The organism is Vibrio sp. S457-15, from assembly GCF_000960545.1.
Taxonomy (GTDB): domain Bacteria; phylum Pseudomonadota; class Gammaproteobacteria; order Enterobacterales; family Vibrionaceae; genus Vibrio; species Vibrio parahaemolyticus.
The window spans coordinates 67,840-81,156 of sequence record NZ_JYOQ01000042.1; the positions used below are offsets into that span (position 1 = coordinate 67,840).

Here is a 13,317-nt window from a genome sequence, read left to right on the forward strand (position 1 = left end):
GGCAAAGTCGAGGTAATGGGAATGAAGGGGCTCTGTGAAGGCATAACCCCTCACAGAGCCAGAACGTTAGAAGAGAATCAACACAGCGCCGTAAACTATAAACAGACCAATTAAGCCAATGATGAGCCCGACTTTCGCCATGTCTTTGCTTTCTATCAGGCCTGTTGAATAAGCTAATGAGTTTGGTGGGGTGGAGACAGGTAAAATCATGCCCAGTGAAGCCGAGAATGCGACCACAACTAGTAAGCCTTGTAAGCCACCGACAGCGGCCAAACTCGGCATGGAAACCCCGATTGCTGCGGCAATTGGCATCAACAAGTTCGCGGTCGCGGTGTTCGACATAAAATTGGCCATCAACCAACACACGATGGAGAGTGCAACCACCACCGCAAATGGAGACAGTGCCTCATAATCAATTGCGTGGGCCAGCGCTTCTGCCAAGCCCGTTTTATCGAGTGCAATACCAATCGCAATACCACCGGCAACCAACCACAATACGTCCCAGTTGATCAGTTTGAGCTCTTCTTTGCCCATGATGCCCGTTAAGGTAAAGACTGCCAGAGGAATAATCGCGACGACGTACGTATTCATGCCATGAGCTTTGGTGGTCATCCACAAGACGATGGTGAGGGCGAAGGTCACGTAAACCACCATTGCGCGCCAGCTCTTTTTGAAAGTGCCATCCAACTTGAGTTTCATTTCTGGCTCGCTCGATGGGAACAGCTTTTGTAGTAAGAACCAAGCGATGGTCAATTGCACTAAGACAAAAGGTAAGCCCATCATCATCCATGAGAGGAAGTCGATGGTGTTTTCTCCAGTGAGATATTGCAGTGCGATGGCGTTCGGTGGCGTACCTATTGGTGTAGCAATACCACCCGTATTGGCGGCTATTGGAATACACAAAACCAGTGCTTTAATGCCTAAGTCACCTTTCGGTGCCGACGCCACAATAGGGCCAAGTAGCGCTAACATCATGACCGTTGTTGCGGTATTGGACATGAACATGGAAAACACCGCGGTGATCAACATCAGCCCGAGCATGATGAATTTAGGCTGGTTGCCAAACGGTTTAAGCAACACGCGAGCGAGGTTGTTGTCGAGCTCATACTTAGAGGCGGCAATCGCTAATGCGAAGCCGCCCATAAAAAGAATAATGATTGGTGACGAAAAGGCAGAGAAGATATCAGTGTAGTTGATCAGCTCGCCAAGATCGTGCCCTGGTGGTGGATTGCGAAACAGATGCAAGCCTTTGTCGGAAATCATGATCAGTTCAAGAGCGATAATAAGAATGGACGTAGCAAAAACGGGAACCGGCTCAAGAACCCAAAGTAGGGCAGCAAGAAGAAAAATGGCCAACAAGCGATGCTGAATTAAAGTGAGATCATCAATGGGAATAGCATCAATCGGCATCATCAAAACACCGAGCGGAATTAAAAAACACACCAGCAATTTAGCCAGTGTGCTGACATTCATCTTTGGCATTGGTAGCCCTCTAAATATTCATCCTAAGCGCAGGATAAATGATTGTGGATTGAGGGTCTTAGAGGTAGGTATGAGTTTGGAGAAGAGAGTCTAAATTTCGAACAGAATTTTGCTTTTCATCAATAAAAAAAGAGCCCTTGATAAAGGGCTCTTTTAACTGAATTTCGCTTATTTTTTCAGGGCGTAAGGTGTGCCCATTACGGTTGGCTGGCCGTTTTCCATGCTTGCGTCAAACTCAATCGCGTCTTTCGCAAACAGGTTGATCACAGTCGACCCCAGTTTGAAGCGACCCATTTCTTCGCCTTTTTTCAGGATAACGGCTTTGTCACCTTCTGCTGGGTAATCCCATTTGTAGACCGTGTTACCGCGAGGTGGCGTGATGGTGCCTGCCCAAACTTGCTCGATACTGCCTACGATGGTTGCACCAACCAGAACTTGTGCCATTGGGCCAAATTCGGTATCGAAGATACATACCACTCGTTCGTTACGTGCAAATAGGTTCGGTACGTTTTCTGCTGTCAGAGGGTTTACTGAGAACAGATCACCAGGAACGTAAATCATTTGGCGCAATGTGCCGTCACATGGCATGTGTACACGGTGGTAATCGCGAGGCGATAGGTATAGCGTTGCGAATGAACCGTCTTTGAATTCTTCTGCGAGTTTCTCATCACCACCAAGCAGTTCTTGCGCCGAGTAGTTGTGGCCTTTTGCTTGAATCAGTTGACCATCTTCAATTGGGCCAAATTGGCTCACACAAGCATCTGCTGGGTGCGTAATGATCTCATCACCTTCAGTGATTGGGCGTGCGCCTTCTTTGAGCTCACGAACAAAAAACTCGTTGAACGTTTTGAAATGCTTAGGATCAGAGTGCTTTGCCTCGTCCATATTCACATTGTACTGTTTGATAAACCAGCGAATGACCGCGGTGGTTAGACTACCAGCTTTGGCTGATGCCAGTTTGCCCATTAGGCGAGTTAGGCCATGTTGTGGGATCCAGTACTGCAGTCCAACTTTAATCTTGTCCATCTTTAATTCCGATACTTCTGTCTGTTCTGTTAGATTCGCGCTTTGGGCGCGTGATGTTACTGAACTTTAATGTGCTTGTCAGTATTCGGTGAAGAATTCTTACACAGTCGCTCAGACAATTTGGTTACAGATCGGCTTTCTTATTGCGTGAGTATTGGCGGTTTGCCTTGTTCTCCATCATGCTTTCTAGAATGCGATGGTAGTTCTCAAAACGAACCTCACTCACTTCACCTTTCTCAACGGCTTCACGCAGAATACAGCCAGGGTCGTCGTTGTGTTTACAGTCTCGGAATTTACAGCCACCAAGGTATGGGCGGAACTCAACGAACGCTTTGGTGACTTCTTCAGCCTCTAAGTGCCAAAGACCAAATTCGCGAACCCCTGGTGAGTCAATAAGATCGCCGCCAGTTGGAATGTGGTAAAGGCGTGCTGCTGTCGTGGTGTGTTGACCTAAGCCAGAGTTTTCAGAAATTGCGCCTTCTTCCACTTCTTGTTCTAGTTCAGGCATTAATGCATTAACCAAACTCGATTTACCTACGCCAGATTGACCAACAAAGATGTTGATACGATCGCGTAACTGCACTTCTAAATCACTAATGCCTTCACCAGAATTTTTACTCACGAACAGCACTTTATAACCAATTCGCTCGTATTCTTTGAGCCACTCTTCGTACATTGCACGGTCATCTGCTTCAAGCAAATCAACCTTGTTGAGCACCAACAATGGTGCGATGTTGAGTGTCTCTGCGGCCACTAAATAACGGTCGATAATGTTCAGTGATAGCTCAGGCAAGACAGATGAGACAATCACCATCTGATCGATGTTTGCCGCAACTGGTTTGAGGCCGTCGTAGTAGTCTGGGCGAGTCAGCATTGATGTACGAGGCTCTACGGCTTCCACAACACCTGAGATGCCTGCCATTGATTCAAGACCTTCACGCCAGAGCACTCGGTCACCGGAAACCAGAGACTCAATGCCACGACGTAGGTTACAGCGTTGAACCTCGCCAGTTTCTAAATCTTCGATGTCAGCGTGCTGGCCAAAGCGAGTAATCACTAGACCCTGTTTACTTGCGCCAAGCATGTTCTCATCCCATTGGATGGACTCTTCTTGCTTTTTTAGGCGTTTTTGTTGGTTGCTGCGTACGCGGCGCACCTGACCTTTGGTTAACTTTTTCTTCTTTGCCACAATGTTTTACTTAGTGAGTTAACTCAAGCGATTGAGCTCGTTCTCGGCTCAAGTTCGTGAGTATCGTGTTTCAAGTATTTTCAGGTATAGTACCTCTTTTATCGATAAACAAATAGGCGGCGTAACCATGTCCTTTAGCGATCAAAACCTAATTTGGGTGGATTTAGAGATGACAGGGCTTGATCCTGAAACGCACAAAATCATCGAAATTGCTTCTATCGTCACGGATAGCGAACTGAATATTTTAGCTGAAGGGCCAGTGCTTGCCGTGCATCAGCCAGAAGAAGAGCTAGCCAAAATGGACGATTGGTGCACCAACACGCACACCGCTAGCGGTTTGGTTGAGCGCGTTCGGAACAGCAAAATCTCTGAGCAAGATGCCGTAGTGCAGACCATCGAATTTTTAGAAAAATGGGTACCAAAAGGCGTATCGCCAATCTGCGGTAATAGCATCGGTCAGGACCGTCGTTTCTTGTACAAGCATATGCCTGAACTGGAAGAATACTTCCACTACCGTTACTTAGATGTGAGCACACTAAAAGAGCTGACTCGTCGTTGGAAGCCAGAGGTGTTGGACGGTTTCTCTAAACAGGGCACACATTTAGCGTTGGACGACATCCGTGAATCTATTGCGGAGTTAAAGTACTACCGCGAAACGATCTTTAAGATCTAACTGTTAAGGCTGCGATCTAAATTGTTGTCATTCTTGATTGTTTTGCTTGCTTTTTCGTCGTTCAGTAAAAAATTAAAGTTTTTTTGAACGAAGGACTTGCATCACAAAAAAATGCTCTTATAATTCGCAGCCCTGAACAGCGGAAACGTTGTTGATGCGACACTAGCTCAGTTGGTAGAGCGCAACCTTGCCAAGGTTGAGGTCACGAGTTCGAACCTCGTGTGTCGCTCCAAATTTTTATTATTGCACTAAGCAATAATACATGGACGCGGGATGGAGCAGCTTGGTAGCTCGTCGGGCTCATAACCCGAAGGTCGTCGGTTCAAATCCGGCTCCCGCAACCAATTCTCTTCTTGAGAACATGCGACACTAGCTCAGTTGGTAGAGCGCAACCTTGCCAAGGTTGAGGTCACGAGTTCGAACCTCGTGTGTCGCTCCAATTTGATAGCTCTCATTGTGCTTAACAATGAAATACGGACGCGGGGTGGAGCAGCTTGGTAGCTCGTCGGGCTCATAACCCGAAGGTCGTCGGTTCAAATCCGGCCCCCGCAACCAAATTTAATCAATAGCGTTTGCTGTTGATATGCGACACTAGCTCAGTTGGTAGAGCGCAACCTTGCCAAGGTTGAGGTCACGAGTTCGAACCTCGTGTGTCGCTCCACTTTCTTTCTTAGTGGACAGTATAGCTCTCATTGTGCTTAACAATGAAATACGGACGCGGGGTGGAGCAGCTTGGTAGCTCGTCGGGCTCATAACCCGAAGGTCGTCGGTTCAAATCCGGCCCCCGCAACCAAATTCAATCAATAGCATTTGCTGTTGATATGCGACACTAGCTCAGTTGGTAGAGCGCAACCTTGCCAAGGTTGAGGTCACGAGTTCGAACCTCGTGTGTCGCTCCACTTTTCTTTAAGTGAAAAGTAAAGCCTTCATTGTGCTTAACAATTACATGCGACACTAGCTCAGTTGGTAGAGCGCAACCTTGCCAAGGTTGAGGTCACGAGTTCGAACCTCGTGTGTCGCTCCACTTTTCTTTAAGTGGAAAGTAAAGCCTTCATTGTGCTTAACAGTGACATGCGACACTAGCTCAGTTGGTAGAGCGCAACCTTGCCAAGGTTGAGGTCACGAGTTCGAACCTCGTGTGTCGCTCCACTTTCTTCAAAGTGAACTGCATAGCCCTCATTGTGCTTAACAGTGACATTGCGACACTAGCTCAGTTGGTAGAGCGCAACCTTGCCAAGGTTGAGGTCACGAGTTCGAACCTCGTGTGTCGCTCCAAATTTATATTATTGCACTACGCGATAATACATGGACGCGGGATGGAGCAGCTTGGTAGCTCGTCGGGCTCATAACCCGAAGGTCGTCGGTTCAAATCCGGCTCCCGCAACCAATTCTTTTAAGAGAATGTGCGACACTAGCTCAGTTGGTAGAGCGCAACCTTGCCAAGGTTGAGGTCACGAGTTCGAACCTCGTGTGTCGCTCCACTTTCTCTAATGAAAAAGCAAAGTTCTCATCGTACTTAACGGTGACGTAATACGGACGCGGGGTGGAGCAGCTTGGTAGCTCGTCGGGCTCATAACCCGAAGGTCGTCGGTTCAAATCCGGCCCCCGCAACCAATTTCAGACGATAGTTACAATTTGAGTGGTTGGTATTTTCTAGCTCTCAGATCGTCACGGATGCGCTGCCCAGTTCACTTTGGCTTTCGCTCCATTCCATCGCTCTTTTCATAATGCTGCGAAGCATGAATCCCCTAAAAGCATATCTTAATCCGCATCAAATGATGTCGGACGGTTTCGTTTGTGTTTAAAACACGATATGAATCGGCTGGCGTAATCATTTCATGATGTTCGGAGCGTTTTACCTATGTTAATTAACAGAGTTATCCACATATAACGTTCTGTGGATAAGTTGGTTGATAAAGTGTTTTTAGCTTGAGGATTTTGATGGGTAAAGAAAGATCTTTTCTTTTTTAGGAAGTCTTGGTTGCTGGTGATTTGGTCTTAACTTGTTGTTATTTAAGGTTAAATGTATTATTTCATCGGATCGAATACGTTAAAATACGATCATAACCTTGTCTTTTTTTGATCCTAGTCATTTACTCAGGTTGTGTTTAACTTTTTTTTGCAACCCATTTTTAATCAAATCTAGAATTTTTTTCCACATTACAGAATTGAGAACAGGGTCATGTATTGAGCATGCAAAAAGTGTTTTCAATCTCTTGCATATAGGCTACGCACTAGGCATCCCTAGGTAAGCCTTTCTCAACAATTCTAATTAAACGCTTTTTCTTCGTCTCAATCGGTTCTGCATCTACAGAAGGGATATGGTTGAGCTGCTGGGTAAGTGCCCATTCGATGTGCTCATCCAGTAATTTACTTTCACCAAGTCGCGCATTAAGTGCGTCTATCACCCGTTGGCTGTATTCTGCATTACCAAGTGCGACAGATATATTACGTAGCCATTGTTCGTGACCGATACGACGGATAGCAGAACCTTCCATATTTTTTAAGAACGTCGCCTCGTCCCATTGGAATAATTCAACTAAGTCTGGGTTGTGAAAGCTTTCCCGGCGATGGAAATCTTCTTGTTCGGTAACGTCTGCATAGCGGTTCCATGGGCAGACGAGTTGGCAGTCATCACAACCGTAGATGCGGTTACCCATCGGTTTGCGGAATTCCTCAGGGATGACACCATCAAACTCTATCGTGAGATAAGAGATACAGCGTCTCGCATCGACAACTTTATCTTCTACAATGGCTTGAGTCGGGCATGACGTAATACACGCTCGGCATTTTTCGCATTGGTCGACACTTGGAGTATCGACTGGTAAAGGTAGGTCAATCAGCAGTTCACCAAGGAAGAACCAAGAACCACACTCTTTATCTAAGATCAGTGAGTGTTTACCTGTCCAACCCAATCCGGCCTTTTGGGCTAAAGGGCGCTCAAGTATTGGCGCAGAGTCGACAAAAGGGCGATAACCAAACTGACCCACTTCTTCTTCTATGAGCTTACCCAACTTGTTGAGTTGTTTTCTGACGAGCTTATGGTAATCACGCCCTAGCGCATAGCGGCTAATATAAGCGTGATTTTTATTTGCGAGATTTGAAGCAAATTGCGCTTCTGGCGGTAGGTAGTCCATCCGGACGCTGATAACGCGAACGGTTCCCGGTAATAACTCACTGGGTCTGGCGCGCATCATTCCGTGACGAGCCATCCAATCCATTGAGCCGTGATAGCCAGCATCTAGCCATTTTTGTAGTGCGGCTTCATGTTCACTAAGATCAACGTCGCAGATGCCTACTTTTTGAAAGCCGAGCTCTTTTCCCCAAACTTTGATTTGTTGTGCGAGTTGTTCGTAGTTCATGTTTTATCACCGAGATAAAGGGGGCGGGATCTTAACGGATCTATTCTATTGGTGCTACCGTAAAGTTGAGGTTAGTACTCGTAAATTCGTTTCTCAAAGTTCAGGCTGAATGGCCATTGGCGCGTTTTTATCAGCAAAATCATTATGCATGTATCACGGAACCTTTTGCTATGTACGGCGTTCTTATAACTGTGAGTTAAACTCTTTTCGATCAAAGTTAATACTCGGTAAATAAGTTACAGTTTTTGGCTACTTTTTTCGCACATATGACATTTGAAAGCTTGTCTCTCAAAACCAACACGGTTTACTATTCCTGTTCTTTTGATTTTTATATAGTCAACGATCATTAGTTAGAGAAGCATCAATGAGCACGAAACAATTTACTTTAAAAGATGAGCAAGAAACGGTAGCACTGGGCACCGAGCTGGCTCAACTTTGTTCTCAACAAACCACTATTTATCTGCATGGTGATTTAGGTGCAGGTAAAACAACCTTCAGTCGTGGTTTTGTCCGTGCTCTTGGGCATCAAGGAAACGTGAAAAGTCCGACTTATACGCTTGTCGAACCTTACCAATTAGATAAGTGGCAGGTTTACCACTTTGATCTTTACCGATTGGCAGATCCTGAAGAATTGGAGTTCATGGGGATCCGAGATTACTTCACAGATGATGCGATCTGCTTGGTTGAATGGCCTGAAAAAGGGCAAGGATTGCTGCCACAACCAGATTTAGATGTAGAAATTCGTTATCAAGGTGAGCAACGCGTCGCTGAGATAACGGCGAACAATGATTACGGTGTGCAGTTACTCAGTCGATTGGAGCTATGTTGAGTCTTTCAAATTTTAGAGCAGTGGCGACGTTTGTCGCCACTTTTCTCCTTATCATCCCCAATTTAGCATTTGCTAACGTCGTTAAAAGTTTCCGAGTGTGGCCTTCCCCTGATGAGACTCGTGTTGTCATCGATTTAGGCTCGGAAGCGGACTATTCCTATTTTTCTCTGTCAGGACCGGACCGTCTTGTGGTGGATATGAAAGACACCACCATGCAAGCTAAATTGCCAGTGACCGTTTCTGATAGCCCAGTGCTTAAATTGGTGCGTAAAAGCTCGCCTCCAGAGAAAGGCACCTATCGCCTTGTTTTTGAATTAAAGAAAAACGTTCAGGCAGAGTTATTCAAACTCAGTCCAACGCCGGGCGGCCAATATGGGCATCGTTTGGTGATTGACCTGCCACACGGTAAGAAAACCGCGACAACAGCAGCGAAACCAAGCAAACCGGCGACAACCAGCAAAGACATGAGTACCGTACAGCGTGCTCAAGAAGTATTGATCGTGATCGATCCTGGTCATGGTGGTGAAGACCCTGGCTCAATTGGTCCATCTCGTCGCAAGTATGAAAAAGACGCGGTACTGAGCATTTCTCGTAAGCTTGCAGCGCAACTTGATGCGACGCCGGGAATCAAAACGCGCATGACGCGTACCGGTGACTACTTTGTTAACTTAAACCGCCGTGTTGCATTTGCCCGCGAAAATGACGCGCACCTGTTAATCTCAGTTCACGCGGATGCGTTCACGTCACCACAACCTCGTGGGGGATCGGTATTCGTATTGAATACGCGTCGCGCAAACACTGAGATTGCTCGTTGGGTTGAGAACCACGAGAAACAGTCCGAGTTGCTCGGTGGTTCTGGCAATGCATTTGTCACGAACACGAAAGACCGCAATGTGAACCAAACTTTGCTCGATCTCCAGTTCAGCCATTCGCAAAAAGAAGGCTACAAGTTGGCGACCGAAATTTTGGGTGAAATGGGACGCGTCGCGCATCTACACAACACCAAGCCAATCAACACTAGCTTGGCAGTATTGCGTTCGCCACAAATTCCATCGGTCCTTGTAGAGACTGGATTTATCTCTAACCCAACAGAAGAGAAACTGCTGTTCCAACGCGCGCACCAAGATAAGTTAGCGCAGGCTATCTCTAAAGCGGTGGTTAAATATCTAAAAGATAACCCACCTGAAGGCACGGTGTTCTCACCTTCCTCTAAACCAATGGTGCACATTGTTAAGCGTGGTGAATCGCTGTCTGTGATTGCGAATAAATACGGTACTAACTCGAAAGCGTTGATGGCTGAGAACAAGTTGAAATCGACCAGCTTAGCGGTTGGACAAAAACTGCGTATTCCGTCAGCTGGCAAGATCCAAGTGCCAAGCAAGCCTATTACAGTAGAGACTGAAACGATTACTCATACCGTTAAATCGGGTGAGTTCTTGGGTAAGATCGCAAGCCACTATAAAGTGAAGCTGTCGGATATTCGTCGTGAGAACAACTTAAAATCCGATACCTTATGGGTTGGTCAAAAACTTAAGATCACAGTGGCAGTGAAAGATAAACCGATTCGCAAGCACAAAGTCGCGCGAGGGGAATACCTTGGTAAGATTGCGTCCAAATATGGCGTGAGTGTTGCGAGTATTCGCCAAGCAAACAACTTGCGCTCGGACGAGCTTGCTGTTGGGCAAGTCCTGATCATTCCAAACAAATAAGTAAGTGAGCTTCTAACTCATTATGACGATAAAAATTTTGCCAGCTAGGCTCGCCAACCAAATTGCGGCAGGGGAAGTGGTCGAAAGGCCTGCCTCTGTCATCAAAGAGTTGGTGGAAAATAGCCTCGACTCTGGCGCAACCCGAATCGATATCGACATCGAAAAAGGCGGTGCCAAGCTTATTCGTGTTCGTGACAACGGAAAAGGGATTGCGAAAGATGAGCTCGGGCTGGCACTCAGTCGTCATGCAACGTCTAAAATCCATACCTTAGATGATTTAGAAGCGATCATGAGCTTGGGCTTTCGTGGAGAGGCATTGGCGAGTATCAGTTCCGTTTCTCGTCTTACATTAACCTCTCGCCCAGCTGCGCAAGAAGAAGCGTGGAGTGCATATTCGGAAGGGCGTGATATGCAGGTCAAATTGCAGCCTGCTGCCCATCCCATTGGTACCACGGTTGAAGTGCTGGATTTGTTTTTCAATACTCCTGCACGCCGTAAGTTTCTGCGTACCGAAAAAACGGAATTTGCTCACATTGACGAGCTGTTAAAACGCATTGCACTGAGCCGCTTTGATGTCTCGATCAACGTGCGTCATAACGGCAAAGTGATCCGCCAGTACCGTGCGGCTAAGAATCAACTGCAAACCGAAAAGCGTATAGCGGCGGTGTGTGGTAATGCATTTGTTCGTAATATGCTTCGTATTGAGCTTGAGCATCAAGGCCTCAAGTTGCATGGTTGGATCACCACCCCGGATGGGGCTCGTCAGCAAAGCGATTTGCAGTATTGTTACGTGAATGGCCGCATGATGCGGGACAAACTGATCAATCATGCGATTCGTCAAAGTTACGAAATGAGCTTAAAGCCGGATCAATTTGCTGCTTATGTGTTGTTCATCGAGCTAGACCCGCATCAGGTGGACGTGAATGTTCATCCGGCGAAGCATGAAGTGCGTTTCCATCAAGCAAGATTGGTACATGACTTTATCTATCAAGCTTTGGCTGATGCGCTGGCACAAAGCTCTGTGATTGATAAGCCGCAAGTCAATGAGTCCGCATTCCATCGAGCAGAGCCTGAAGAGCGAGAAAGCCAACCGGAAGCGACGCCTCAATACTCGCCACAACCAGTGAGCACCACTGTCCCGGAGCGTGTTTATCAAGCGATTGATAAAACGCCTACGTACCCTGGACGTACTGATTATGAGATAAAGCCACGCGATCGTGCGCCGAGTGATTCATCTGTGCGTGAAGCGCGCATTGCAGATTCCTTTAAGCGAACGGATTGGATTGAGTCCAAACCTGCGCCTAAACCAAATGTAGGTAAAGAGCGTCATGCTGAACCTGCACCAAGTAAGCGAGAAGTCCACGCTTACCATGAACTGCTAAAAACACCCGACTTCGAATCTCAACAAGCTGAGCAACCGACATCGATAGAGTCCGTTCGAGAAGTGAGTTTGCCTCAAGTTACAGCGTTGGGGAAAGCGTTGGCCGTTGTGGATGAACAATTTGTTCTGATGAGCAGCGACAGCGGCGTAGCATTAGTTTCATTACCTCGAGCTGAGTTCTATCGCACCAAAGGTCAGTTGACGCCAAGTGAAGGAGCGTTAAAAGCGCAGCCTTTATTAGTACCGTTGTCGATGAAGTTGGACACTGACTTAGTGAAGTTGGCACAAGATTATCAACAAGACTTTGCTCAGTTGGGTATCCAATTAAAAGCCAGAAATGATAAAGCGCTAATGGTCATGGGCGTGCCAGCACCATTACGCCAACAAAACTTACAAAATTTAGTGCCAGATCTGTTATCTTACGCGCAAACGTGGATGAAGGGAGAAAAGGCGTCAACTCAGATGCTTCCTGCGCTGATCGATTGGCTTGCTGTGCAGGTCACAACGGTCAAGAGTCACTATACTCTCTCTGAAGCCATTCAAATTATTGCGGAACTTGAACAGTTAAGGCATGGTCAATTGCCACTAGACGATAAAACATTCGTATCTGCTGTTGATTTCTCTGCCACGATAGCCAAATTAAAACCATGACAGACAAACTACCTTTGGCTCTTTTCTTGATGGGGCCAACTGCATCAGGTAAAACCGAGCTAGCGATTCGCTTGCGTCAAAAGTTTCCGGTTGAGATCATCAGTGTGGATTCTGCATTGATCTACAAAGGAATGGATATCGGTACGGCAAAACCTGACGAAAGAGAGTTGAGTTTAGCGCCGCACCGCTTAATTGATATCCTAGATCCTAGCGAATCTTATTCGGTGGCGGACTTTCGCCGCGATGCTTTGCAAGCGATGGATGATATTGTTGCAGAAGGAAAAATTCCGCTCCTAGTGGGTGGTACAATGCTGTATTACAAGGCATTACTTGAAGGCTTATCACCTCTTCCTGCTGCAAATCCTGAAATTCGTCAGCAAATTGAACAAGAAGCATTGACTAAAGGTTGGTCAGTGTTGCACGATGAACTGAAAGAAATTGATCCTGTATCAGCTGCGAGAATACATCCAAATGATCCCCAGCGTTTATCTAGGGCGTTGGAAGTGTATCGTATTTCAGGTAAAACTCTTACTGAGTTGACTCAAACTAAAGGTGAAAGCCTGCCGTACCGAGTTAAACAGTTTGCAATAGCTCCCAAGGATAGGGCAGAACTTCACCGTCGCATTGAACTGCGTTTCGACAAAATGATGGAAGCGGGTTTTGAAGATGAAATGAAAGCGTTGTATGCGCGCAAAGATCTTCATCCGGATCTTCCTTCTATTCGTTGCGTTGGTTACCGACAGATGTGGGAGTATTTAGATGGGGAGTGCACACGTGATGAAGCTGTATTTCGTGGCGTATGTGCGACTCGTCAATTGGCCAAGCGTCAAATCACCTGGTTACGCAGCTGGGATGACTTAACTTGGTTGGATAGCGATAACATTGAGCAGGCACTCGAAACCATGTCAGAAGCAATAGCATCTGATTGAGATAGCTGTGTATAATGTGATCGTTTTTGCGTGAACGCACTCTCAAAGGATCTGTTGTTGGCAGTTTTTATACTATGCTGCTAATT

9 protein-coding genes and 13 tRNA genes are annotated in these 13,317 nt (G+C 46.5%); 18 read left to right on the top strand and 4 right to left on the bottom strand.

The window, feature by feature from the left end; all coding sequences use genetic code 11:
• Window positions 1-66: 66 nt before the first annotated feature.
• The 3 genes from UF05_RS05740 to rsgA all read right to left on the bottom strand — a co-directional run bounded on the left by UF05_RS05740 (window position 67) and on the right by rsgA (window position 3,697).
• A complete protein-coding gene (locus UF05_RS05740) occupies window positions 67-1,482 on the bottom strand; it encodes an SLC13 family permease (protein ID WP_015297419.1) in 1,416 nt (471 codons plus the stop codon).
• 168 nt (window positions 1,483-1,650) lie between these two features.
• The gene (asd, locus tag UF05_RS05745) at window positions 1,651-2,508 is read right to left on the bottom strand and encodes an archaetidylserine decarboxylase (protein WP_020839784.1); all 858 of its coding nucleotides are present in this window, start codon (window positions 2,506-2,508) and stop codon (window positions 1,651-1,653) included.
• Between the two features lie 124 nt (window positions 2,509-2,632).
• Window positions 2,633-3,697, bottom strand: a complete 1,065-nt coding sequence (gene rsgA, locus UF05_RS05750; RefSeq protein ID WP_015297418.1) for a small ribosomal subunit biogenesis GTPase RsgA — start codon at window positions 3,695-3,697, stop codon at window positions 2,633-2,635.
• Window positions 3,698-3,824: 127 nt separating this feature from the next.
• Between rsgA and orn the strand changes: the two genes are divergently transcribed.
• From orn to UF05_RS05820, 14 genes are all read left to right on the top strand, one after another.
• A complete protein-coding gene (gene orn, locus UF05_RS05755) occupies window positions 3,825-4,370 on the top strand; it encodes an oligoribonuclease (protein ID WP_025442326.1) in 546 nt (181 codons plus the stop codon).
• 156 nt (window positions 4,371-4,526) lie between these two features.
• Window positions 4,527-4,602 (top strand) — tRNA-Gly (locus UF05_RS05760).
• A 35-nt stretch (window positions 4,603-4,637) separates the two neighbouring features.
• A tRNA-Met gene (locus tag UF05_RS05765) sits at window positions 4,638-4,714 on the top strand.
• 19 nt (window positions 4,715-4,733) lie between these two features.
• A tRNA-Gly gene (locus UF05_RS05770) sits at window positions 4,734-4,809 on the top strand.
• A gap of 39 nt (window positions 4,810-4,848) precedes the next feature.
• Window positions 4,849-4,925 (top strand) — tRNA-Met (locus UF05_RS05775).
• Between the two features lie 30 nt (window positions 4,926-4,955).
• Window positions 4,956-5,031: transfer RNA gene (locus UF05_RS05780), tRNA-Gly, on the top strand.
• A 55-nt stretch (window positions 5,032-5,086) separates the two neighbouring features.
• Window positions 5,087-5,163: transfer RNA gene (locus UF05_RS05785), tRNA-Met, on the top strand.
• A gap of 30 nt (window positions 5,164-5,193) precedes the next feature.
• Window positions 5,194-5,269: transfer RNA gene (locus UF05_RS05790), tRNA-Gly, on the top strand.
• 49 nt (window positions 5,270-5,318) lie between these two features.
• Window positions 5,319-5,394 (top strand) — tRNA-Gly (locus UF05_RS05795).
• A 49-nt stretch (window positions 5,395-5,443) separates the two neighbouring features.
• Window positions 5,444-5,519 (top strand) — tRNA-Gly (locus UF05_RS05800).
• A gap of 50 nt (window positions 5,520-5,569) precedes the next feature.
• Window positions 5,570-5,645: transfer RNA gene (locus UF05_RS05805), tRNA-Gly, on the top strand.
• A gap of 35 nt (window positions 5,646-5,680) precedes the next feature.
• Window positions 5,681-5,757 (top strand) — tRNA-Met (locus UF05_RS05810).
• An 18-nt stretch (window positions 5,758-5,775) separates the two neighbouring features.
• A tRNA-Gly gene (locus UF05_RS05815) sits at window positions 5,776-5,851 on the top strand.
• 56 nt (window positions 5,852-5,907) lie between these two features.
• Window positions 5,908-5,984: transfer RNA gene (locus UF05_RS05820), tRNA-Met, on the top strand.
• 620 nt (window positions 5,985-6,604) lie between these two features.
• Here the strand turns inward: UF05_RS05820 and queG are convergent.
• Window positions 6,605-7,732: a tRNA epoxyqueuosine(34) reductase QueG gene (queG, locus tag UF05_RS05825; protein ID WP_025633500.1), complete on the bottom strand. Its 1,128-nt coding sequence runs from the start codon at window positions 7,730-7,732 to the stop codon at window positions 6,605-6,607.
• 364 nt (window positions 7,733-8,096) lie between these two features.
• On the opposite strand from queG, the gene tsaE reads away from it, so the two are divergent.
• From tsaE to miaA, 4 genes are read left to right on the top strand one after another with little or no spacing between them, the layout of a single operon-like run.
• Window positions 8,097-8,561 carry a tRNA (adenosine(37)-N6)-threonylcarbamoyltransferase complex ATPase subunit type 1 TsaE gene (gene tsaE / locus UF05_RS05830; protein WP_005457080.1) on the top strand — a complete coding sequence of 155 codons (465 nt, stop codon included), beginning with the start codon at window positions 8,097-8,099 and terminating at the stop codon, window positions 8,559-8,561.
• On the top strand, window positions 8,555-10,270 hold the full coding sequence (locus UF05_RS05835; RefSeq protein ID WP_029559151.1) for an N-acetylmuramoyl-L-alanine amidase: 1,716 nt from the start codon (window positions 8,555-8,557) through the stop codon (window positions 10,268-10,270). Before tsaE ends, UF05_RS05835 begins: the two co-directional genes overlap by 7 nt.
• A 22-nt stretch (window positions 10,271-10,292) precedes the next feature.
• Window positions 10,293-12,302 (top strand): DNA mismatch repair endonuclease MutL, encoded by a 2,010-nt coding sequence (gene mutL / locus UF05_RS05840; RefSeq protein WP_045545934.1) that lies wholly within the window; start codon window positions 10,293-10,295, stop codon window positions 12,300-12,302.
• Window positions 12,299-13,231 (top strand): tRNA (adenosine(37)-N6)-dimethylallyltransferase MiaA, encoded by a 933-nt coding sequence (miaA, locus tag UF05_RS05845; protein WP_031827731.1) that lies wholly within the window; start codon window positions 12,299-12,301, stop codon window positions 13,229-13,231. The genes mutL and miaA overlap by 4 nt, the downstream gene beginning before the upstream one ends.
• Window positions 13,232-13,317: the final 86 nt, after the last annotated feature.